The organism is Methylophaga sp. OBS4, from assembly GCF_026319305.1.
Classification (GTDB): Bacteria; Pseudomonadota; Gammaproteobacteria; order Nitrosococcales; family Methylophagaceae; genus Methylophaga.
The window spans coordinates 62,698-85,577 of sequence record NZ_JAPDMV010000005.1; the positions used below are offsets into that span (position 1 = coordinate 62,698).

A 22,880-nucleotide genomic window follows, 5' to 3' on the forward strand; every position below is an offset into this window, starting at 1 on the left:
TAGATGTCATCTCATAATTCATTTCGCCGGCCGCTGAAAACACTGGTAGCAGCCTGTCTGACTGCCACGGCAGTCAATGTGTATGCCGAACACGGTGCTTTGGAACTCAATCAAATGCAGGTGGTGGGCGAACAAATCGCGCCCGGCAACCTGGGACTGGAAACGGATAAACAGGAAATGCGGCTGACGCCGGGTGGTGTCAGCGTGATTGAGATGGACAGTATTACTGAAGGTCAGGTATCCAGTCTGGAAGATGCTCTGCGTTATGTGCCGGGTGTCTGGGCGGCCAGCGATACCGGTAATGACAATATCTTTTTCTCCAGTCGCGGCTCCAACCTCGATGCCACCGACTATGACATGAACGGCATCAAGCTGTTGCAGGATGGTCTGCCGGTCACGGCGGCTGACGGTAATAACCATAACCGCATTATCGATCCGCTGAGTTCGCGGTATGCGGTGTTTGCCCGCGGCGCCAATGCGATGAAATACGGTGCCGGCACCTTGGGTGGGGCGATTAACTTCATCAGTCAGACCGCCTACGATGTCTCTCCGCTGAGCCTGTCGGTTTCAGGCGGCAGCCATGGTCAGCGTCAAACCCGGCTGACGGCCGGACAAGTGTTTAATGATCAACTGGACGGTCTGGTGACCATTGAAACCAAACAATGGGATGGCTACCGCGATCATAACAAGCAGGACAGAACCGGCGTTTATGCCAATGGCGGCATCCGGCTGACTGATAATATTTCCAGCCGTTTTTACCTGACTTACCTCAATGACGATCAGGAACTGGCCGGCTCCCTGACCCGGGCACAAGTGCGTGAAGATCGTGATCAGGCAAGGCCTAGTGCCGAGCGTGATGCAGGGCATTTACAGAAAGATGTCGATATCTGGCGTGTGGCCAATAAAACCAGCTGGGATATCGATGAAAACCGCCGGTTTGAGTTTGGCGTCTCGTTCGAAGAACAGAAACTGTTTCACCCGATTGTCTATTCGCCTTTCTTCAGCCTGCTGATAGATAACACCCAGCGTGATGTCGGCACCATGGCCCGCTATCAGCACAAGATGGGCGATCATGATTGGCTGGTGGGCTTCAACTATGGTGTGACCCGGATTGATGGTGGTAATTACACCCATGAAGCTGGTGACAAAACGGGGCGGAGCACCAAAAACGACAATGAAGGCGATACCCTGGAATTGTATTTGATGGATCGCTGGCAGTTTGTCGAAAACTGGACTTTGGTGGCGGGTGCTCAGGCCGTTTCTGCCGGGCGTGAGGTCAAGGTCACTACATTGTCAGATGGTTCGGTCAGAAACCCGGAGGATGACTACAACAGTATCAACCCGCGTATTGGACTGGTTTACCAGGTGAGTCCTGACACCAGCCTCTACACTAATCTGAGCCGTCTTTATGAAGCACCGACGACTTTTCAGCTGGAAGACGGTATTGCCGGCAACGATGAAGCGCTGGACGCGATGAAAGGGGAAGTTTTCGAATTCGGCAGCCGGGGGCATAAGCGTTTAAGCCGCGACAGTCAGTGGGGCTGGGATGTGTCGGCTTATTACGCTCAGTTACGTGATGAGATCCTGTCAATTGATGATCCCGCCGCGCCCGGTACCAGCCTGTCGACCAACGTGGATGACACCATCCATGCAGGTATCGAGGCTTTATTGAATGCCGAACTGGCGCTGGATGATACCGGCCGCCATCGTCTGGCTCCGCTGGCAAGTGTGAGTTGGAACCGGTTCCGGTTTGATAACGATGCCGTTTATGGGGATAACACCTTACCGGCCGCCCCCAACTTCGTCATGAAGAGCGAGCTGCTTTACCGCAACAACAACGGTTTCTATATCGGCCCGACCATGGATTATGTGTCTGATCGTTATGCTGATTTTGCAAACAGTTTCAAAGTGGGCTCATACACCTTGTTCGGCCTGAAAAGTGGCTGGTCAAACGAGCATTTCAAGGTGTTTGCCGAAGTGCGCAACCTGTTTGATCGCGACTATATTGCCAGCCACGGGGTAGAGGATATTTCCGATGCCGATTCACAAATCCTCAATCCGGGTGCGCCATTATCGGCTTATCTGGGTGTGGAATATCGCTTGTAACTCAACTAACCTGAGCCGCACATAAAAAGCTTTGAAAGTTCAGCAATAAAGGACTCGCTCTTCGACGAGCTCAGAGCGAACGGTACTGATAGGGCTCCGTTCGTGCTGAGCTCTGAGCTTGACGAAGAGTCGAAGCATGAACAACAACTCTGTGGGAATAAATGATTTCACCATGCGAGCGTGTTGCTTATCCAAACCTCAGGTTAACTACCCAGAACCGGATGATGGCTGCCTATGGGAGAGGGGATCTTTTGATCGTAGCGCCTGAAGCGGCCTTTGCCTTGTTGCTTGGCCAGATACATCGCCGAATCTGCACAGTGCATCAAAGTGATATCTGACATGGAATCATCCGGACAGATACTAATCCCCACACTGGCGCTCACCCGGATAGTCTGACCCCGTAATTCAATCGGTTCCTCAATCGCACGGATCAGCCGCATGGCCACCATATCGGCACGGCGGGCCGAGCTGACTGTTTCCAGAATCACTGTAAATTCATCCCCTCCCAATCTGGCGACGGTATCGGTTTTACGAATGGTTCCCTGCAATCGCCGGGCAATGACTTTTAACAGTTTGTCTCCGGCGTCGTGTCCCAGTGTGTCATTGATTTGTTTGAAACCGTCCAGATCCATGAACAGCAGGGCAGCAATGGTCTGGTTTCGCTCCACCCGCAGAATGGCTTGCCGTAACCTGTCATGAAACAGGCTGCGGTTAGGCAGGGCGGTGAGCATATCGTAATGCGCCATGTGCTGAATGCGTTTTTCGGCACGCAGGATACGCCGTAACAGATAAATCAGAACAGCGGCAGAAATCAACATGACCGGTAACAGCAGGTAGCTCCAGCTGACCAGTTGCTGCGTGTTATCAAAACGCTGATTGGTGATAGTCTGGTGGTGTTTGGCTCGGGTCAGGATGGTATCGGATAAGGTTTGAATTGCAGCCAGTGCCGGTGTGTCATCAACGCTGATGATGGCATTGAGCTGATCGGCAGTAATACTGGTTATTATCAACTCTCTTGCCTGAACATAGTTACTTTCATAATTGTTCAATACCGTACGCAACTGCGTCAGCGCGATATATTCACGTTCTGATATGGCATAAGCAGCGTATTTATCTATAGCAGAATGCAACCGGAACAGGCTTGCTTCTATACTTGGAATCAAGCTTGTATCTTGGTGCAATAGAAAGTTTTTGAACAGATGAATAAAACCACCGTATCCCAGATCCGCCTGGATCTGACTCAGCAACTGGACACGTTGTACAGAGTGGTGTTCAAAATTCTGCCAGTCGGTCTTGATGGTTTCCATCTGTTGGACCACTTTGTAACCAAAACCTGCCGTAGCAATGGTTAATGCCAGTGTCAGGCACAGCACGAAAAATACTTTCTCTTTGTATGATTTTGCATCCACAGTGCGAATGACCTTTGTGCATATCAGTCTGAATGTCGCTGTACAGGACTGAAATCATGGTTGGCAGTAGGCAATTTCAGGCAGAAATGAGTGGTTTATATTTGCTGAAATTCAGGAACTTAGACAGTACTCTTCTATGCGTGCAGGTTATATAGAATTGATCACACATTTCATAAAAAAGAAGGCAGTCACGAAGTAGCTGATTGCAGGAGTTTGTCCAGCTGATTGGCAAAATTGAGGCGATCTTTATGACTGAAACTTTTGTGGCCGCCGGTATCGACACCACTTGAGCGCAGCGTATCCATAAAATCCCGCATACTGAGGCGGGCGGCGATGTTGTTTTTATCAAACAATTCTCCTCTGGGACTCAGACACCATGCGCCTTTGGCGATAATATCAGCGGCCAGCGGAATATCGGCACTGATCACCAGATCACCGGCAGTGACTCTATCAACGATCTCGTTGTCAGCCACATCAAAACCGTGACTGACCTGCATGAATTGAATCAGCGGCGAAGGCGGTATTTTTAACGGGTGATTGGCAATTAAAGTCATCGACAAGCCCGTGCGCTGCGCGGCACGAAACAGTATCTCTCTGATGACTACCGGACAGGCATCTGCATCGACCCATATATGCATTTTATTGCCTCAACTCAGATGTGATCAGATTTATTCAGCGTCCGGACATCCTGTTTTATTTTGATATGTAAGGCTGCTTTGGCCATCAAATGGGCGCTGACAGGGGCTGTGATAAATAAAAATAAAGTGACCAGGATCTCGTGCAGGCTGACAGCATCTGTTTTCAGGCTGAAGTGAATCGCTGATGCAATCAGAATCGCTCCTACACCCAGCGTACTGGCTTTGGTCGGCCCGTGCAGCCGCATATAGAAATCACGCAATTTGAACAAACCAAGTGAACCGACCAGTGTGAAAAAGGCACCAATCAGAATCAATATTGCTACAACCCAGTCAAGCATGATCTGCTCCTATTCCATAATGTCGCCGCGTAACAGGTATTTACTGAGCGCCAGTGTGCCCATAAAACCCATCACCGCGATCAGTAACGCGGCTTCGTAATACAACGCGCTTTGTAAATGAATACCGAGCAAAATCAGCAAGGCGATCGAGTTGATATAAAGCGTGTCCAGTGCCAGGATCCGATCCGGCACATCAGGGCCTGCCAGCAGCCGGTAAAGACTGAGAATGAGGGCCAGACCCACCATGACAAAAGCAATAGCGATGACGGTATCCAACATCAGCTGAAGATCTCCTGCAACGGTTTTTCAAACATCTGTTTAATCTCTTGGACAGTCGCTTGCGGATCTTCCACATGCAAGGCATGAACCAAAAGGCTGCGGCGATCGTCAGATAAGTCACAAGTTACCGTACCGGGCGTCAAAGATATGGTGTTGGCCAGTATAGCGATGGCAATAGGTGACTCCAGTTCCAGCGGTATATGCAGAAACCCCGGTTGCAGTTTATCCTGCCGAGACAGGATTAATTTAGCTACTATTACATTAGCCACCAGAATCTCATACAGCACAATCACAATATATTTAACCAGCAACCACGGCCGGCGAATCCTGACCTTTTCGGGCCAGAAAGCGGAAGTAAACCAAGGAATAAAAATCGCCAGGACAGCCCCCAGAATCATATGGGCCGGATCAACGGTATTATTCAGCAATAACCAGATAAACCAGAGAATAAAGCTGAGCAGCGGATGAGGAAATATACGACGCAGCATCATCGTTTTCCTGAAGAAACCGGTTGGTTCAATACCGCCTGAATATAAGCATCCGTATTAAATAATTGATCGGCAACAGCAGCGGTGAAACTACTGACAGGGTGGGCAAATATCACCAGCAGCGGACTGGTGAAAAGTAACAGCAGCATGACAATGAAAGCTTTGTTGTTCAAGGCTCTACCATCTGTTTTTGTCGTTTGCTGTGTCTGATAAAACAACATTGATCCGCTTCTGGCCATGGCAATCACCATCAACAGGCTGCCCAGCAGAACGGCGGCAAAGATCCAGGCAAATCCGTTGTGGTTCAAAGCGGCTTCAAGCAGCAGTACCTTACCAAAAAAACCTGACAAAGGCGGCATGCCGACCATTGCCACCGCGGCGACCAGGTAAATACTACCCACTAGCACCGATGAGGACATCGCCGGTGCGCTACGAAATTTATCTGCAACACTGCCGCGGCTCTGGACAATGATATCAGCCAGCAGAAACAGCGCGCCGCCGATGAATGTGGAATGAATCAGATAATACAAGGTGGCGGCCAGCGCTTGCTGCTGGTTGATACCAATGCCGATCAGCAAGGTGGCGACTGAGGCGAGAATCAGGTAGGCCACCTGCTCTCGCAGCGCACGTGCGGCGATTACCCCCAGTGCAGCCATCAGTAATGTGATCATGCCCAGCACTAGCAGCACTTCGGCATGAATAGCCGTCAGGGAACCGGCCTGTTCGGCAAAAACAGTGCCGTGCACCCGGATAATGGCGTACAGGCCCACCTTGGTCATAATGGCAAACAGTGCGGCAACGGGAGCGGAGGTGTGCGCATAAGCACCCGGCAACCATAAATATAACGGGAATATAGCGGCTTTAATGCCGAAAACAACCAGCAACAGTAAAGCGGCCGCGCCGACAATACCCTGATCCATAACATCAACGGCAGCCATTTTGGCGGCCATATCCGCTATATTGAGCGTGCCGGTGACACCATAGAGCGTACCGACCGCAAACAGAAACAAGCTGGAACCAATCAGGTTGATAATGACATAGTGCAGCCCGCTTTTGGTACGCAAACGGCCTCCGCCGTGCAGCAGCAAACCGTATGATGCCAGCAGCAGTACTTCGAAAAATACAAACAGATTAAACAAGTCACCGGTTAGAAAGGCACCGTTCAGACCGAACAGCTGAATCTGAAACAGTGCATGGAAATGTTCACCCTGTTTGTCAGTATTTTCGCTGATGCCATAACATAGCGCGGCAAATGCCAGCAGGGCGGTCATCAGCAACATCAGTGCGGATAATTTATCCAGCACTAAAACGATACCAAACGGTGCCGGCCAGTTGCCCAGCAGATAAACCTGATGGACTCCTGAGGCTGCGGTATCCAACAGATTGACTGCGACCACAATCAATGTGGCAGTCAGCAGCAGGTTAAGCTTGCGTTGCAGCGCCAGTCCGCTGCTGCGGGCAAATAGGATCAACACACCACCAATCAGCGGCAGCAATATCGGCAAAGCGGTTAAATGTATGGACATCAGTCGGCTTCTCCACGCTCAGCTTGTTTGCTGCGATTGGAAATGGCCATATCTTCTGCCACATAAATCAGTCCGTCGACATGATCATTGCCGAGTTCACTGCGAGCCTTCAAAGCCAGCACGATCAGGAATGCCGTCATGCCAAAGGCAATCACGATGGCTGTCAGCACCAGCGCCTGGGGCAGCGGGTCGGTATAAGCTGTGGCCGTGGCACTAATGATGGCAGGATCGCCGATAGTGAGCCGGCCCATTGAAAACAGAAAAACGTTGACTGCGTAAGCAAGCAATGTCAGTCCCAGTACCACCGGAAAAGTACGCGCCCGCAAAGTCAGATAAACACCACAGGCAGTCATTACGCCAATCACAATGGCAACCAGCCACTCCATTTATTCATGCTCCTGTTGTTGTATGTGATGGGAAGCGTGGCTGAGCTTGCCCAGCTCAACCAGAATCAACACCGTAGCACCGACGACGACCAGGAAAACACCCAGATCAAAAGCAATGGCACTGGCAACTTCGAATTTACCGACAAGCGGCCAGTGCAGATAAGTGAATGCCGAAGTAAGGAACGGGTAGGCCAGTAGCATTGACACCACGCCGGTTATCACCGCAGCCATCAGGCCGAAGCCGATAATCCAGTGCATATCCACTTTGATCCGGGCGTTAGTCCAGGCGATACCATTGGCCAGATATTGTGAAATCAGGGCTACTGCCGCAATCAGACCGGCAATGAATCCACCGCCGGGCAGGTTATGGCCGCGCAGGAAGATAAACACCGCCACCAGCAACATCAGCGGGAACAGCAGCCGGGTCAGCGTCTGCATAATCGGCGGATGCGGATCATGGCTCCATTCTCGCCCCTCGATATCGCTCGGAGGTGCAAGCAACTGCAGATTTTGCAGCATGGCGAAGATCCCCAAGCCTGCCAGCGCCAGGACGACAATTTCACCCATAGTATCAAAGCCGCGGAAGTCGACCAGAATGACGTTGACCACATTGCTGCCGCCACCGCCGGGTTTGCTGTTATCGAGAAAAAAGCCGGATATCGGCATGTAATCACGAGACATCACAGCCATGGCCAGCAACATGACACCAATACCGGCCGCGGTGGATATAATCAGGTCGCGGCTGAGTCTTTTGCGGCTGCGTTCCTGCGAAGTATGTTGCGGCAGAAAGAATAAAGCCAGTAACAGCAACACGATGGTGACCACTTCAACAGAGAGCTGGGTCAGCGCCAGATCCGGTGCGGAAAATTTAACAAAACCCAGCGAGATAATAAGGCCGACAACACCTACGGTAATGAGTGCCACCAGCCGTTGATGATGCAGCAGTACGGTCAGCAAGCAGGCCAGCATCAGGGCCGCGGCCATTGATAAGGTGACACCGTCAATGTCCAGTAACGTTCGATTGCCCAGTAACGGACTGTCAAATTGACTGAACCCGTATAGGGCGGCAGCAACCGCTGTAAACAAAATCCAGCTTGCTGCATGTTGTAATGAGCCACGATCAAAAAATCGGGTTATACGCCCAGCGGAGACCAGCAAACCATGCAGTACCGCATTGAACATCACGCGGGCATCAACTCTGGGTAGATTGGTATCATGCCAGCGGAATAATTTTTCGCGGAAGCAATAGATGGTTATCCCCAGCGACATCGCAATAAAACTCATCAGCAGCGGCAGACTGAAACCATGCCAGATCGCCAAACTGAACTGTGGCGGTGTCACCTGCAGACTGCCGGCAACTGCGACAGATAAAATAGGGCCCACCAGCAGCATCGGTGCCATGCCGACGCCCAGACATAGTACAACCAGAATATCCACCGGGATTTTCATAAAACGGGGCGGTTCATGTGGTGTTTTTGGCAGGCCTCGGGGCTCGCCATTAAAGAACACATCATGGATAAAGCGCAGTGAGTAAGCTACTGAGAATACAGCGCCTAAGGTCACCACTACCGGAATTGCCCAGGCCAGTGAATTGGTACCGGAAGCATGTAATGCCTGATCAAAAAACATCTCTTTACTGAGAAAGCCGTTCAACAGCGGCACACCGGCCATGGCAGCGGCGGCAATCATGGCCAGCAAGGCTGTGTGCGGCATATATTTGAACAGACCATTAAGCTTGCGCATATCGCGGCTGCCCGATTCATGGTCGATAATGCCTGCGACCATAAACAGCGACGCCTTGAAGGTGGCGTGATTGATAATATGAAAAATCGCCGCAACAGCCGCCAGTTGCGTACCGAAACCGAACAGCAGTGTAATCAAGCCCAGATGACTGATGGTGGAATAAGCCAGCAGGCCTTTCAAATCATGTTTGAACAAGGCGGTATAGGCGCCGAGTACCATGGTGAACATACCTGCACCACCCACCAGCCAGCTCCAGGCTTCTGTGCCGGACAGCACCGGAAACAGACGTGCCAGCATGAATATGCCGGCCTTAACCATCGTGGCGGAATGCAGATAGGCGGATACCGGGGTGGGTGCAGCCATCGCATGCGGCAACCAGAAGTGGAATGGAAACTGCGCTGATTTGGTAAAAACGCCGAGCAGGATCAGCATGAGCATGGGCAGATACCATTCATGTTGACGGATCATATCGCCGGCAGTCAGAACCTGGCTGAGGTTGTAACTGCCTGCCATCTGACCCAGCATGATGACACCGGCCAGCATGGCTAAACCGCCGGCTCCGGTTACGGCTAGCGCCATTCGTGCGCCATCACGCGCATCCTGCTGGTGTTGCCAGTAGCTGATAAGCAGGAAAGAGGTCAAAGAGGTCAGTTCCCAGAAGATCACCAGCTGGATCAGGTTCTCAGACAGCACGATGCCCAGCATCGATCCCATAAACATCAGCAGATAGGAAAAGAATCGTCCCATGGAATCTGCGGGCGACAGATAATAGCGGGCATACAGAATGACAAGCAGCCCAATCAACAGGATAAGCAGCGTAAATAACAGGGCTAGGCCATCCAGCCGGAATGCAAAATCCAGCCCGATAGATGGCATCCATGACCATTGCTGAATCAATACCTGGTCGTTGAATGGGAGCTGTATGGCTGGCAACAGTAATAACAATGACAGCAGGGTAATCAAACTGGCAGCCCAGGCCGAGGCAAGACGGTTATATCGGGTTACCCATGCCGCCAGAGGTGCGCCGGCAAACGGTATCAGGACAATTAAGGGAAGATTAACAGCAAGCAGATTCATTACGATACATTATCTTTTCAGTGATACAGTTCAAAACGGATCTGGAGCAGCAAGCGTATTCCTTAATGCAAAAACAGCACCGTCATCCTGGATGAGCAAACAAGCCGAGGTATGACGGTGCCGTGCAGCAATTCTGTATGCAGAAAACGCCGATGTGATGTTATTGCGCTGTTTCAATCATATAATCGACAGCGGCTTTGACCTCGTCATCACTCAAATCAGCGCGTCCGCCTTTGGCCGGCATCATATTGAAGCCGTTAATGGCATTGTTGTATAAAGTTTCAATGCCTTTTTCGATACGGGGTGCCCAGTCACTTGCATTACCCAGTTTAGGTGACTGCATCAGGCCAGAGCCATGGCAGGTAGCACAAACCTGATTGACGATCTGTTCACCCCGGCCACCGCTGCTGGCGACTTCAGTTTCTTCAGCCGCAGGTGCTTCAACCACCGGGGGCTCACCAACATTGACTTCAGCAACCGGTTTAATACGTTCGGCGACAGCTTCAGCATCCATACTTTCAGGTTCAACCGCGTTTTTCCCCAAGGACTGCATATTATTAAGAATAATCAATACCAGACCGAATAACGCCACGATGGCGATGATACTACCTACAAAAAATTTACCTGATGTGTTTTTATTCATCGTTGAACCTCAGCTACATTAAAGAGTGGGGCTAATTATACGGTTATCGTCCTTTATGCGCTATGACAGAACTAAAACCTGTTTAAAGTCTTCCAGATCACCTCTGAAAATTCTAATTTTCAGAGGTGATCTTAAGTTTATGGGTGTTCAGTTCTTGATTGCGGTCAGTGCTATTTTACCTAGCGTAGTTCCACTGAGTAACTGTTGATGAGCCTGGTGAATAGTGTCGGCATTGATGGCGCCGAAAGTTTGTCGTAATGTGCAGCGGAGCAGTCCTTCATCCAGCATTTCTGCAATGCGGTTAAGCAGTTGGTGCTGCGCCGTGATATCAGCGGTTTTGAACATGGGGCGGGTAAACATGAATTCCCATACCAGACCGGCGCTCTTGGTTTTGAGAACATCAATATTGTGATTTTGTTGACTGGTGACGACAAAACAAATCATACCCTGGGGGGCGACCAGTTCAGCCAGCGTATCGAAATAAGAATCAGTGTCTCCGAGACACAGAATATAATCCGGCTTGGCGATACCTAACTGCTGATACTCTGCGGCCAGATTGTGATGATTAATAATATGATCGGCACCCAGTTCCAGGCACCAGTCGGCTGACTCGCTTCTGGAAGCTGTTGCCACCACATTCAGATCTACGACTTTTTTTGCCAGCTGAATAGCAATGGAACCCACGCCGCCAGCTGCGCCGACGATAAGCAGGGTTTTGTTTATATCCACATTGGGGTGAATTTTCATTCTGGAAAACAAAGCTTCCCAAGCCGTGATGCTGGTCAAGGGCATGGCGGCAGCTTCAGTTGCCGTCAGGGTATGGGGGGCGAAACCGACTATGCGTTCGTCTACCAGTTGATGACTGGCGTAACAGCCGGGACGGCTGATATCGCCGGCATAAAACACCTTGTCGCCAATTTTGAATAACTCGCAATCCCCGCCAGCCGCAATCACAGTACCGCAGGCATCCCAACCGATCACTTTGGGCGTATCCAGCCGTTTTTTGATACCGGCTTTGACTTTAGTGTCGACGGGATTGACGGCAATCGCCTCTATTTCGATCAACAGATCCCGGCCAGTTGGAACGGGGTTAGGCTGTTCAATCAGTTCAGGGGCTGCATCGGCGCTGGTATAACCGTAGGCTTTCATAGCGGTATCCTTTTCCCAATCAACGCCGGGCATCGGTCATCCGGAGAGATTATTGAATTGTTTTATGACAGTAAATGGTAGGTGTCGGTGCTTCATGATAAATAAAGGGATTGTGAATTGCCATGAAGCTTTCGTAAATATTTTTTGTAACGTTTTTTCATATTATCTGTCCACATTGAAGGGACTTTGTCCCTTCTCGCCGTTATCAATGCCTGTCGATTGTAGTTTGGGCGGGCGATATCGCCTAAAAACCAATAGAGAATGAGAGGATGAGATGAGTGTTTTAAAGACGACAACCGGTTTGGCTCTGGCTGTTGCAGCAGCAGGCATGATGGGATGTGCTGCACACTCTACCAGTCAGCAGGCCGGCGCAGAGGAAGTGGTGCACTGTTACGGTGTTAACAAGTGTGCCGGACACAACGACTGCAAGACCGCGGATAATGCCTGCAAGGGCCAGGGCTCATGTAAAGGCAAAGGCTTTGTATCAATGTCCGCCGAAGCTTGTGCTGATGTCGGCGGTAAAGTCGTTAGTGAAACGAGTGAAGATGAATACAATCCGTACAGAACAAGATACTAAGTAAAGGAGGTTTGTCATGAAACATGCAATTACTTCCACTGGGGTGGCTTTAGCATTTGCTGCCGCCAGTATGCTGGGTGCCGTTCCTGCTGTCAGCGCAGGAGAAGACAAGACTGCCAAGGTGCATTGTTATGGCGTCAATGTCTGTAAAGGCCACAATGACTGTAAGACCGCAGAAAATGCCTGTAAAGGCAAAGGCGCTTGTAAAGGCCAGGGCTTTGTTTCCATGTCGAAGGAAGCCTGTGAAAAAATCGGTGGTACAGTCGAAGAATAACTGGCTTTGTCAGCCTCGCGCTACTCCGACCGGGAGTGGCGCGAGGTTGTCACTATATACCCGTGATGTAAAGGCAAAATCATGACGCGTCCTTTTCTCGGCTTTGGTTTAGGTCTGCGCACCGACCATTATGCCCATATCATTGAACACAAACCGGCGCTTGACTGGTTTGAAATCCTTTCCGAGAATTATATGGTGCCCGGCGGCAAACCGCTGGCACATCTGTACAGAATCCGACAAGACTATCCGATGGTGATGCATGGGGTGTCGATGTCTATCGGCAGTACCGATCCGCTTAATTATGATTATCTGGGCCAGCTCAAATCCCTGGCCGAGCGCGTGCAGCCAAGCTGGATTTCGGATCATTTATGCTGGACTACGGTAGATCATCTTAACAGTCATGATTTGCTGCCTTTGCCTTATAACGAAGCCACGATCACACATATCGTCGAACGTATCGATGCCGTCCAGGAATATCTGGGACGGCAGATTCTGATTGAAAACCTGTCCAGCTATGTCACCTACCACAACTCGGATATGCCGGAGTGGACGTTTATTAACGAGATCGCTCGGCGTAGCGGTTGTCTGCTGCTGGTGGATATCAACAATATTTTTGTCAGCGCCAATAATCATCATTTTGACCCGCGGGACTACCTGAACGCGCTTGATGCTGACAGGGTCATGCAATTTCATCTGGCAGGGCACAGCTATCATGGCGAGATGATTATTGATACACATGATCATGCAGTGGCAGATCCGGTCTGGGACTTATATGAATACGCATTGGGCCGTTTCGGCGCCGTCAGTACCATGATAGAGCGTGATGATAATATTCCGCCTTTCGCTGAACTGCGTGAAGAACTGCGCATTGCTGAACAGATTGCACAAAAAGCCCTAACAGCCGAGCAACTCCGTATCAGTGACAGCCAAGTCCGGCGAGGAGTGGCCTGATGTCGGTTTTACGCGATATGCAGCAAAATTTCATGCAGTATCTACTGGGTCAGGATTCGGGCATCGATAGCCAGATCGAATCGACACCGATGATGTCCGCTGCTGAACGGCTGCATATCTATGCCAATGCCTATCGCCTGCGTTTGAAAGAAGCGCTTGAGACAGATTACGAGAAATTGCATGCCTACCTTGGCGATCAGCAATTTGATTTGCTGATGGACCGTTATATTGATGCTTATCCGTCCCAAACCACCAGCCTGCGTTTTTACGGTATGGACATGCCGACCATACTGACGGGGATAACGCCATATAATCAACATGCAGAATTATATGAACTGGCATTGATCGAACAGGCTTTTGCCAACAGCTTTGATGCCGCCGATGCGGCCGTTATTACCTTGGAAGATTTTGCCGGCATTGCACAACATGCCTGGCCGGAATTGAAACTGGGTTTCCAGCCATCCGCGCAACTGTTACAGCTTAAAACCAATGCATTTGCCATCTGGAAAGCATTGGCAAATGAAAAAACACCGCCTGCAGCCGTGCTTCATGACAACGAAGAATGCTGGCTTTTATGGCGCCGCTCCGATCTGATCAGCCATTACCGGCCTGTTGATCCGGCGGAACAAGCCGCATTGTCAGCCGCAGTGGCCGGGCACAGTTTTGCTGAAATATGTGAAGTATTGCTGAACTATTTCAGCGAAGAAGAAACACCGATGAAGGCGATCGGCTTTTTGCAGCGCTGGGTGGAAGACGAAACGCTCTGCGCGCTTTATTACGAAACTAACGCTTAACGGGATTGCAGCAACTTTTGGAGAGCTGCGAGATAAAACTCATCGGAGGGCGGCTGCTGATCGCGCTGCGCCTGCCACAGCGATTCGGCCAGGCATTCCATCATCAGATGTTCGCATTTATGGGCATCGCCGGTTTTTGCCACCAGTTGCTGATAGAGGGTGCGAATCCCGGCAGGGCGGTCGGTGATGATTTGCTCATGCAGCGAAATATGCAAGGCCATATGCAGATAGGGATTGGTTTCGCCGGCTTCGACAAAATAGTCCCGATCGACTTGCTCGGGTTTGTTGAAGATAGCATGGTATTCGGGGTGTTTTTTGATGACCTCGGCAACAACCATTTCCAACGGTGACAGCGTTTCACCGGTTTGCATTTTGGCCCAGACATTATGAAAGAACTGTCTTAGTTGTTGTCTGTCCTGGCCGAACATGGGATCAGCTTTTCTCCATTGTACGAGTGCGGCGGCTCTGATCGCGGAAATAATCACACAGATGCGACACCACGCATTGATCGCATTTGGGTTTGCGGGCCACACAAATATAGCGGCCATGCAGAATCAGCCAGTGATGGGCATCCAGTTTGAATTCATCCGGCACCACTTTCATCAGCTTGTCTTCGACAGCCCTGACCGTTTTGCCTTTGGCCAGACCGGTGCGGTTTGCTACCCGGAAGATATGAGTGTCGACCGCAATGACCGGCTGCCGGAACACGGTATTTAAAATCACATTGGCGGTTTTGCGGCCGACACCGGGCAGGGCTTCCAGCGCGGCGCGGTCTTGCGGCACTTCGCCACGGTGTTTTTCCAGCAGGATCCGGCAGGTTTTGATGATATTGTCGGCTTTGCCGTTAAACAGGCCGATGGTTTTAATGTATTGCCTGAGACCCTCGACCCCCAGATCCAATATTGCCTGCGGGGTGTTGGCAACCGGATACAGTTTATCAGTCGCCTTATTCACACCGACATCGGTGGCTTGTGCTGACAGAATAACGGCAATCAGCAGTTCGAAAGGGCTACGGTAGTTCAGCTCGGTTGTTGGTGCCGGATTATGTGCTTGCAGCGTGGCAAAAAATTCGCGCCGTTGAGCTTGGTTCATATGTTATCCGGTTACGGGTTCCGTTGTCGCTTCAACCGCTTTCGGCTGTCTGGTAGCCAGTTTTTCATCGATCAGGTTTTTCAACGCGACAATCAGACCCAGTCCGATAAATGCACCCGGTGGCAACAAAGCCATCAGAAAACCGCGATAGTCTTCCAGTACCACAATACTGAAGCCGCGTGCGGCTTCGCCGAACATCAGATAGGCTTGACTGAACAAAGTGCCCTGGCCAATCAGTTCACGCATCCCGCCCAGCAATACCAGGATTGCAGTGAAGCCGAGTCCCATCATCAGCCCATCCAGCAGCGCCGGGCCGACCGGATTTCTGGCGGCAAACGCTTCGGCACGGCCGATAATCGAGCAATTGGTCACGATCAAAGGAATAAAAATCCCCAGAATCAGGTACAACTCATGGAACCAGGCATTCATCGACAGTTCAATCACCGTCACGATGGAGGCAATAATCATTACAAACACCGGCAGACGGGCTTCATCGGGAATCTGATGGCGCAGCAGCGAAACCAGGCCGTTGGATGCCACCAGCGTCAGAATGGTCGCCAGCCCCAGGCCCAGACCGTTGATCACGGTGTTGGTGACGGCCAGCAGGGGACACAACCCCAACAACTGAACCAAAGCCGGGTTATTTTTCCATAAACCGTCTTTAATGATCTGGCTGTAAATATTCATTTGGTTTCCTCTGCGACAGCAAACAGTTCATCGCGATGTGTGTGGAAGTATTCCAGCGATTTTTTCACCGCACTGATCACCGCACGCGGGGTAATGGTCGCACCGGTAAATTGATCAAATGCGCCGCTGTCTTTTTTTACCTTCCATTTTGCCGAGACCGGCTTTTGCAATGACAAACCTTCAAAGCCTAAAATCCAGTCTGAACGTTTTTCATCAATTTTATCACCGAGACCGGGCGTTTCTTTGTGGTTAATGACTCGAACACCGGCCAGTGTGCCATTGTGATAAATCCCCACCAGCATTTTGATACGGCCGCTATAGCCATTAGGGGCGACGACGGTAAACACGGCCGCAACCGGCTCACCCTTTTTGCGGGCACGATAGACCTTTGTGACTTCTTCCGTGCCCAGCATTTCGGTGGCAGCCAATGCGGTGGTGTCGGTCAGAATCGCATTGTCATATTTTTCATGCGGGATCAAAGCATTGATCGCATTGAGCAAAGCCTGCCGTTCATTTTCCTTGATTTGCTCGCGGGTGTTACTTTCAGTAAGGGCTACTAAGGTGGTGGCAACAATGGCAAAAATGCCCAGCATTGCTCCCACACGCAGGATATGTTTATAGAAGGCGGCCATTATTTCACAGCCCCGTAAACTTTCGGTTGCGTGTAATAATCAATCAGCGGTACCAACATGTTCATCAATAACACAGCAAAAGCAACGCCATCCGGGTAGCCGCCCCAGACACGAATGATATAGGTCAGCAAACCGGCACCGGCACCGAATACCAGCCTGCCTTTCACTGTCGTTGAACCTGATACCGGATCGGTGGCGATAAAGAATGCGCCGATCATGGTGCCGCCGCTCAGCAGATGGAAAAGGGGCGGGGCCGTTATTTCCGGCGCAAAAAAATAGGTGATGCCACTTATGACAAACAGGGTGCCCAGCATCGCAACCGGCACATGCCAGCTGATAACGCGGCGATAAAGCAGATAGAGGCCACCCAAAGCGAACCAGATATTGATCCATTCCCAACCCAGGCCGCCAAACAGACCAAACAAGGGCTGGTTAACAATATATTCCGGTAACACCGACAGTCCTATCTGCGTTTTCATGGCATCCAGCGGCGTGGCGCCGGAGATGGCATCAGCGGCCAGTCCGTTTGCGGTATCACCATAAAAAATCAGCTGAAACGCACTGAAAAAGTCGACAGGATTTTCACTCAACGATGCTACGGGTAACCAGGTGGTCATTTCCAGTGGAAACGACAGCAGCAACAACACATAACCCACCATGGCTGGATTGAAAGGGTTATAACCCAGACCGCCGTATAAATGTTTGGCAAAAACAATAGCGAAAATAATACCTGTTACGGTCAGCCACCAGGGTGACAGCGGCGGGATGGCTAACGCCAGCAAAACAGCGGTGACTGCAGCACTGCCATCGGTCAGAAACGGTTTGAGCGGACGTTTGCGAATTTTAAGCATGACCGCTTCGCTGGCCAACGCTACCACCAAAGCCAAAGCGATATTAATCAATACGGCAGGACCGAAGAAATAGACCATGGCGATGATTGCCGGAATCAATGCCAGCAGCACCTGCAACATTTGCAGTGTGACGCGGTTGGTCCCCGCCAGGAAAGGCGGACTGGGCCGGAAAATAGGCATGAAATCAGGTCTCCTTGTCATCTGAGGCTGAGGTTTCAGCCTGGGCAGATGCTTCTTTTTCTTTTTTGGCTTTTGATGCGGCCAGAGCTGCTTTACGTTGTTTCTGACGTTCTTCTTTTTCGCGCTGTTCGCGCTCCAGTCTGGCCTGACGGGTTTCAAAACGTATACGGGCAAGATCGGATTTCTGCCGTTCACGTTCCTGGTTCATGATTTCTGTCTTGGCAAAACGGAAATATGAGACCAGGGGAATCTTGCTCGGGCATACATAATCGCAACAGCCACATTCGATACAGTCAAACAGGTTGTAGTCGCGTGTCTGGTCAAAGTCTTTTGCCCGTGCGTGCCAGTACAGCTGCTGCGGCAACAGACTGGCCGGGCAGACTGCGGCACATTCACCGCAGCGGATGCAGGGCAGAGGTTCACTGGCCGTTGCTGCACCTTCGACACCGACCAGAATGCAGTTGGCGGTTTTGGTGATCGGCAGATTATCGCCTGCCAGGTTAAACCCCATCATCGGTCCGCCGAGAATAAACGGTTCATCCGGTTGCCGCCGGGTTTCGGCAAACTGCAGCAATTCCGCAATCGGTGTACCGAACAAGGTTTCAAAGTTACCGGCATGTTTCACATCGGTCCCGGTCACCGTGACGATACGGGAGATCAGCGGTTCACCATGATTGATGGCGCGTCCCACGGCATTGGCGGTAGCCATATTGTGGCAGACAATACCGATATCAATGGGCAGGCCGTTACTGGGCACCTGTTTGCCGGTGACCACCTGGATGAGTTGTTTTTCACCTCCGGTGGGGTAGCGGGTCGGGACCACCACAACCCGGACGCTGGTCATATGCGGACGTGATGCCAAAGCCAGCTCCATTGAAGAAATGGCTTCCGGTTTGTTGTCCTCGATGGCCAGAATAACTTCACGGGCACGCAAGGCATGCTGCATGATTTCAATACCGTCGAGAATACCGTCAGCGCGTTCACGCATCAGCATGTCGTCACAGGCAATATAAGGCTCGCACTCAGCACCGTTCAGCAATAAAGTATCAACAGTATGGTGCACGCCGGGATTGAGCTTGATAAAGCTCGGAAAACCCGCGCCACCCAGTCCGACAATACCTGCGTCACGAATAAGCTGGCGAATTTCGTGGGCCGACATATCGCGGAAATTCTGCACCGGATGGCGATCTATCCAGCGATCTTCACCATCGGTCTCAATAGTGATGCAGGGTGCACTCAGACCGGAAGGATGGGGGATAGGCTGCTCATCAATTGCCACAATTGTTCCGGAGCTCGGGGCATGCATACACACAGACACATGGCCATCGGCGCTGGCGATACGTTGCCCTTTCAGTACTTTGTCACCGACTGCAACAATAGGCACGGCGGCCGAGCCGATATGCTGCTGCAATGGCAGGATCAACTGACGGGCCAGAGGTGTTTTGCGGATAGGCGTCTGTGTTGAGCGCTTTTTATGGCCGCGCAGTTTCAGACCGCCCGGAAATGAACTCAGCGGTTTTTTCATGGCTTCCCTCCACGCTCCAATTGCACATGGGAAGGGTCAGGCCAGCGCCAGGTATGAGGGTTCGGAACAGTTTCCACCATATCAATACAATCAACGGGACACGGTTCGACACATAGTTCACAACCGGTACATTCATCGGCGATTACCGTATGCATATGTTTGGCCGCACCTAAAATGGCATCCACAGGGCAGGCCTGGATACATAAAGTACAGCCTATGCAACGTTGCTCGTCGATCACCGCCAGGGTTTTCGGTTTTTCGATCCCGCATTCTTCATTCAACGGTTTGGCTTCGACATCAAGCAGGTCAGCCAATGCATGAATAGTGGCTTCTCCACCGGGCGGGCAGCGGTTGATGTCTGCTTCGCCGGCAGCGATGGCTTCGGCATAAGGGCGGCAGCCGGCAAAACTGCACTGGCCACATTGGGTCTGAGGCAGCAGTTTGTCGATTTGCTCAACAATAGGGTCACCTTCAACTTTGAACTTCATTGAAGCAAAGCCGAGTAACAACCCCAAGGTTAACGCCAGCAGCGTTATTGCTATGATTGCCGTTAACATGCGTTATACCTTGACGAGTCCGGCAAAGCCCATAAAGGCCATCGACATCAGTCCGGCAGTAATCAAGCCAATGGCGGCCCCCTGAAATGGAACCGGCACATCGGCGGCAGCAAGGCGTTCACGCATGCCGGCAAAGATCACCAGCACCATGGAAAAACCAATCGCGGCACCAAAACCATACAAAGCCGACTCTATAAAACCATGTTGTTCCTGCACGTTCAGCAGGGCGACACCCAATACCGCGCAGTTAGTGGTAATCAGTGGCAGGAAAATACCCAGCACCTGATACAACATTGGACTGGTTTTGTGTACCACCATTTCGGTAAATTGCACCACAACAGCAATGACGAAAATAAAACTGATAGTGCGCAGAAATTCGATATTGAGCGGCGCCAGCAGGTATTCGTTGATTAAATAACTGCTGATTGACGACAGGGTCAATACAAATGTGGTGGCCAGCGCCATACCCATCGCCGTTTCCAGCTTACGGGAAACGCCCATGAACGGACACAGTCCCAGGAATTTAACCAGGACAATGTTGTTCACCAGAATGGTGCTTAGCAATATCAGGGCATAGTCTGCCATTTAATAACCTACTGATTTAATCAGGAATTATTTGTCATTACAGCTCAAGCAGGGCCTGGCTGCAATTCGTTAACCGTCGATTATAGCTGAAAAACGCTGCTTTTCGAAGCTTTGGAACGGTTATTAACGCTTGGTGGTGGCGGACTTAGCCTGCTGATTAGGAACAGGCCGGCCGGGAAATTCTTTTTCCGGTTGAGAAGGTTCAATCAGCCCAAGTGTAGTGTTATACCCAAGTTACCTCAAAATGCAGGATTTCAGCGGGAGATAAAAGCGTGTCAGGTGGTGCTGAATATGAGCAGGTTGGGCCGCCCCCAATCGTTCATATGTATAAGGGTAAAGGGGCTATTCCTTACACTACACTGCGTCGCTGACGAACAGCTTCGGCCAGTTCCTGCAGCAGAACTTCAGTCTTGTCCCAGGCCATACAGGCGTCAGTAATACTTTGCCCATACACCAGCTCTTTACCGGCTTCAGCATTTTGACGACCACCTACCAGATTACTTTCCAGCATTATGCCGATAATGCGTTTATCGCCATGTGCTATCTGGGCAGCGACATCGCGGCAAACCGTTTCTTGCTGAAGATGGCTTTTACTGCTGTTGGCATGGCTGCAGTCAATCATCAACCTGACCGGTTGGCCTGAGCGACCAATGACTTCCGCTGCGGCATTAACACTGGCGGCATCATAATTAGGCTGCTGGCCACCACGCAGGATCACATGGCAATCCGGATTACCGGTTGTGGAAAAAATGGCGGAATGGCCGGCTTTGGTCAAAGACATAAAGTGATGTGGTTTGGAGGCTGACAAGCAGGCATCCACGGCAATTTGCAGGCCGCCATCAGTTGCGTTCTTGAAGCCGACCGGGCAGGACAGACCGGAAGCCAGTTCGCGGTGGGCCTGGCTTTCAGTTGTACGGGCACCGATGGCACCCCACGACACCAGATCGGCAATATACTGCGGACTGATTAAATCCAGGTATTCCGTGGCCGCGGGCACGCCCATTTCATCCAGATCGAGCAGCAATTTACGGGCGATATGCAGACCGTCATTGATTTTGAAACTGCCGTCAAGGTAGGGATCATTGATCAGACCTTTCCAGCCGACTACAGAACGGGGTTTCTCAAAATAGACGCGCATGATGATATGCAGATCGTCTTTCAGTTCTTCGATAAACGGTTTGAGACGGGTCGCATATTCACGCGCCGCAATCGGATCGTGAATCGAGCAAGGGCCGACAATAACAATCAGACGGTCATCACGTTTATGCAAAATATTCTGTGTTGCACTACGGGCATTAAACACCGTCTCCGACGCTTGATCAGTGATAGGCAGTTCTTCATGTAGTTGCGCCGGCGGAATCACTTCCTGTATGCCGGTGATACGCAAATCATCGGTGCTGTATAGCATGGTAGGGTTATGCTCAGAAAAAACTAAACCATAAATTGTACCTGTTGGCGCTGTTTTCCGCTATCCAGATATAGCATGCGACCAACATCCGGCTCATGTGTTTGATATTAAATCTTGTAATGCGGCATCTGGCATGTTAAATGCTGTAGTAAATACAAAGATTTAAGATAACGTCAAACAAACGTCATTTACTGGTGACAAGGAACTCAGAATGCGATTGGTCGATTCTTTAAAACAAGGTCAGGAAAAACTGGAGTCCATAAACCTCGAATTGAGAGGCAAAGTCGAGTCAACCCTTCGACACTGGCCTGAGACGTTTAATAAAACGGTAGCGGACATACGCAATATGTCTCTGCCATGGACACAATATCTGCAGTTGTTCAATGACAGTGCTGATGAACAGGCAACCCCTCTCTCTTTAAGCCCGAAGCTGGCGGCGCTGTATGCGCGTCTTGAACCTGAGTTAGGTGAAGAGACCTTCATCGGCGATTGGCTGGTTATCGACCAAAGCTTTATCGATCGGTTTGCTGAGGTCACCGGCGACCAGCAATGGATTCACACTGATCCGGGCCGTGCCTTGTTGGAATCACCTTTCAAAACAACCATTGCTCACGGTTTTTTGACGTTGTCACTGATTCCGCTGCTCACCAACAGTGTAGCGTCAGAAAAATCTGACTATCCGGAAGCCAGGCTGGTGGTGAATTATGGTATCAACCGGGTTGTATTTCCTTCTCCGGTGAAAGCCGGTAAGCGCATCAGGGCAAGAACGCGCGTTATCGCGTTGAATCCATTGAAACGGGGTTTAGAGCTGACCCGGGAAGTCAAAATTGAAATAGAGGACAGCCATCGACCTGCCTGTATTGCAGAGATGGTATTACGTTTGTACGACTGATATATACCCGTAATACCGTGCATTTTCAGTTGTCACGGGTATAAGAAAGCGTCCGCAACCCGCGCAGCTGCGGACGCTTTTGTTTCGGTAGAG

At 50.9% G+C, this 22,880-nt stretch carries 25 protein-coding genes; 6 read left to right on the forward strand and 19 right to left on the reverse strand.

Annotated elements, in window-relative coordinates:
- Nucleotides 1-3 precede the first annotated feature (3 nt).
- Nucleotides 4-2,106 carry a TonB-dependent receptor family protein gene (locus OMP95_RS02315; RefSeq protein ID WP_266325509.1) on the forward strand — a complete coding sequence of 701 codons (2,103 nt, stop codon included), beginning with the start codon at nucleotides 4-6 and terminating at the stop codon, nucleotides 2,104-2,106.
- Between the two features lie 203 nt (nucleotides 2,107-2,309).
- Here the strand turns inward: OMP95_RS02315 and OMP95_RS02320 are convergent, their stop codons facing one another.
- The 10 genes from OMP95_RS02320 to OMP95_RS02365 all read right to left on the reverse strand — a co-directional run bounded on the left by OMP95_RS02320 (nucleotide 2,310) and on the right by OMP95_RS02365 (nucleotide 11,782).
- Nucleotides 2,310-3,515, reverse strand: coding sequence for a GGDEF domain-containing protein (locus OMP95_RS02320; protein ID WP_266325511.1), 1,206 nt, complete (start codon nucleotides 3,513-3,515; stop codon nucleotides 2,310-2,312).
- A gap of 188 nt (nucleotides 3,516-3,703) precedes the next feature.
- Nucleotides 3,704-4,153: a YaiI/YqxD family protein gene (locus tag OMP95_RS02325; protein ID WP_266325513.1), complete on the reverse strand. Its 450-nt coding sequence runs from the start codon at nucleotides 4,151-4,153 to the stop codon at nucleotides 3,704-3,706.
- A 14-nt stretch (nucleotides 4,154-4,167) separates the two neighbouring features.
- Entirely contained in the window at nucleotides 4,168-4,491 is a 324-nt protein-coding gene (locus OMP95_RS02330; protein WP_266325515.1) for a Na+/H+ antiporter subunit G, read from the reverse strand.
- A gap of 9 nt (nucleotides 4,492-4,500) precedes the next feature.
- The gene (locus tag OMP95_RS02335) at nucleotides 4,501-4,770 is read right to left on the reverse strand and encodes a K+/H+ antiporter subunit F (RefSeq protein ID WP_266325517.1); all 270 of its coding nucleotides are present in this window, start codon (nucleotides 4,768-4,770) and stop codon (nucleotides 4,501-4,503) included.
- Nucleotides 4,770-5,258, reverse strand: coding sequence for a Na+/H+ antiporter subunit E (locus OMP95_RS02340; RefSeq protein ID WP_266325585.1), 489 nt, complete (start codon nucleotides 5,256-5,258; stop codon nucleotides 4,770-4,772). The genes OMP95_RS02335 and OMP95_RS02340 overlap by 1 nt, the downstream gene beginning before the upstream one ends.
- Complete coding sequence (locus OMP95_RS02345) at nucleotides 5,258-6,784, reverse strand: monovalent cation/H+ antiporter subunit D (protein WP_266325519.1); 1,527 nt, start codon at nucleotides 6,782-6,784, stop codon at nucleotides 5,258-5,260. Before OMP95_RS02345 ends, OMP95_RS02340 begins: the two co-directional genes overlap by 1 nt.
- Nucleotides 6,784-7,170: a Na+/H+ antiporter subunit C gene (locus OMP95_RS02350; protein WP_266325521.1), complete on the reverse strand. Its 387-nt coding sequence runs from the start codon at nucleotides 7,168-7,170 to the stop codon at nucleotides 6,784-6,786. The genes OMP95_RS02345 and OMP95_RS02350 overlap by 1 nt, the downstream gene beginning before the upstream one ends.
- Complete coding sequence (locus OMP95_RS02355; protein WP_266325523.1) at nucleotides 7,171-9,990, reverse strand: monovalent cation/H+ antiporter subunit A; 2,820 nt, start codon at nucleotides 9,988-9,990, stop codon at nucleotides 7,171-7,173. It abuts the gene before it with no gap.
- Nucleotides 9,991-10,150: 160 nt separating this feature from the next.
- Nucleotides 10,151-10,633 carry a c-type cytochrome gene (locus OMP95_RS02360; protein ID WP_266325525.1) on the reverse strand — a complete coding sequence of 161 codons (483 nt, stop codon included), beginning with the start codon at nucleotides 10,631-10,633 and terminating at the stop codon, nucleotides 10,151-10,153.
- A 147-nt stretch (nucleotides 10,634-10,780) separates the two neighbouring features.
- Nucleotides 10,781-11,782, reverse strand: coding sequence for a zinc-binding alcohol dehydrogenase family protein (locus OMP95_RS02365; RefSeq protein ID WP_266325527.1), 1,002 nt, complete (start codon nucleotides 11,780-11,782; stop codon nucleotides 10,781-10,783).
- A 274-nt stretch (nucleotides 11,783-12,056) separates the two neighbouring features.
- On the opposite strand from OMP95_RS02365, the gene OMP95_RS02370 reads away from it, so the two are divergent.
- The 4 genes from OMP95_RS02370 (at nucleotide 12,057) to OMP95_RS02385 (ending at nucleotide 14,378) form a co-directional block, all read left to right on the forward strand.
- On the forward strand, nucleotides 12,057-12,359 hold the full coding sequence (locus tag OMP95_RS02370; protein ID WP_266325529.1) for a hypothetical protein: 303 nt from the start codon (nucleotides 12,057-12,059) through the stop codon (nucleotides 12,357-12,359).
- Between the two features lie 16 nt (nucleotides 12,360-12,375).
- Nucleotides 12,376-12,633 (forward strand): hypothetical protein, encoded by a 258-nt coding sequence (locus OMP95_RS02375; RefSeq protein ID WP_266325531.1) that lies wholly within the window; start codon nucleotides 12,376-12,378, stop codon nucleotides 12,631-12,633.
- Nucleotides 12,634-12,714: 81 nt separating this feature from the next.
- Nucleotides 12,715-13,584 carry a DUF692 domain-containing protein gene (locus OMP95_RS02380; RefSeq protein ID WP_266325533.1) on the forward strand — a complete coding sequence of 290 codons (870 nt, stop codon included), beginning with the start codon at nucleotides 12,715-12,717 and terminating at the stop codon, nucleotides 13,582-13,584.
- Complete coding sequence (locus OMP95_RS02385) at nucleotides 13,584-14,378, forward strand: DNA-binding domain-containing protein (RefSeq protein ID WP_266325535.1); 795 nt, start codon at nucleotides 13,584-13,586, stop codon at nucleotides 14,376-14,378. Before OMP95_RS02380 ends, OMP95_RS02385 begins: the two co-directional genes overlap by 1 nt.
- Here the strand turns inward: OMP95_RS02385 and OMP95_RS02390 are convergent.
- The 9 genes from OMP95_RS02390 to OMP95_RS02430 all read right to left on the reverse strand — a co-directional run bounded on the left by OMP95_RS02390 (nucleotide 14,375) and on the right by OMP95_RS02430 (nucleotide 21,895).
- On the reverse strand, nucleotides 14,375-14,806 hold the full coding sequence (locus OMP95_RS02390; protein WP_266325537.1) for a DUF1841 family protein: 432 nt from the start codon (nucleotides 14,804-14,806) through the stop codon (nucleotides 14,375-14,377). The genes OMP95_RS02385 and OMP95_RS02390 overlap by 4 nt on opposite strands.
- A gap of 4 nt (nucleotides 14,807-14,810) precedes the next feature.
- Nucleotides 14,811-15,470, reverse strand: coding sequence for an endonuclease III (gene nth, locus OMP95_RS02395; protein ID WP_266325539.1), 660 nt, complete (start codon nucleotides 15,468-15,470; stop codon nucleotides 14,811-14,813).
- A gap of 3 nt (nucleotides 15,471-15,473) precedes the next feature.
- Complete coding sequence (locus OMP95_RS02400) at nucleotides 15,474-16,157, reverse strand: electron transport complex subunit E (protein ID WP_266325541.1); 684 nt, start codon at nucleotides 16,155-16,157, stop codon at nucleotides 15,474-15,476.
- Nucleotides 16,154-16,789 carry an electron transport complex subunit RsxG gene (gene rsxG / locus OMP95_RS02405; RefSeq protein WP_266325543.1) on the reverse strand — a complete coding sequence of 212 codons (636 nt, stop codon included), beginning with the start codon at nucleotides 16,787-16,789 and terminating at the stop codon, nucleotides 16,154-16,156. Before rsxG ends, OMP95_RS02400 begins: the two co-directional genes overlap by 4 nt.
- The gene (rsxD, locus tag OMP95_RS02410) at nucleotides 16,789-17,820 is read right to left on the reverse strand and encodes an electron transport complex subunit RsxD (protein ID WP_266325545.1); all 1,032 of its coding nucleotides are present in this window, start codon (nucleotides 17,818-17,820) and stop codon (nucleotides 16,789-16,791) included. The genes rsxG and rsxD overlap by 1 nt, the downstream gene beginning before the upstream one ends.
- A 4-nt stretch (nucleotides 17,821-17,824) precedes the next feature.
- Nucleotides 17,825-19,345: an electron transport complex subunit RsxC gene (gene rsxC, locus OMP95_RS02415; protein ID WP_266325547.1), complete on the reverse strand. Its 1,521-nt coding sequence runs from the start codon at nucleotides 19,343-19,345 to the stop codon at nucleotides 17,825-17,827.
- Nucleotides 19,342-19,902 carry an electron transport complex subunit RsxB gene (rsxB, locus tag OMP95_RS02420; RefSeq protein WP_266325549.1) on the reverse strand — a complete coding sequence of 187 codons (561 nt, stop codon included), beginning with the start codon at nucleotides 19,900-19,902 and terminating at the stop codon, nucleotides 19,342-19,344. The genes rsxC and rsxB overlap by 4 nt, the downstream gene beginning before the upstream one ends.
- A gap of 3 nt (nucleotides 19,903-19,905) precedes the next feature.
- A complete protein-coding gene (rsxA, locus tag OMP95_RS02425) occupies nucleotides 19,906-20,487 on the reverse strand; it encodes an electron transport complex subunit RsxA (RefSeq protein WP_266325551.1) in 582 nt (193 codons plus the stop codon).
- Nucleotides 20,488-20,836: 349 nt separating this feature from the next.
- Entirely contained in the window at nucleotides 20,837-21,895 is a 1,059-nt protein-coding gene (locus OMP95_RS02430) for a 3-deoxy-7-phosphoheptulonate synthase (protein WP_266325553.1), read from the reverse strand.
- Between the two features lie 211 nt (nucleotides 21,896-22,106).
- On the opposite strand from OMP95_RS02430, the gene OMP95_RS02435 reads away from it, so the two are divergent.
- Nucleotides 22,107-22,787 (forward strand): MaoC family dehydratase, encoded by a 681-nt coding sequence (locus OMP95_RS02435; RefSeq protein WP_266325555.1) that lies wholly within the window; start codon nucleotides 22,107-22,109, stop codon nucleotides 22,785-22,787.
- Nucleotides 22,788-22,880: the final 93 nt, after the last annotated feature.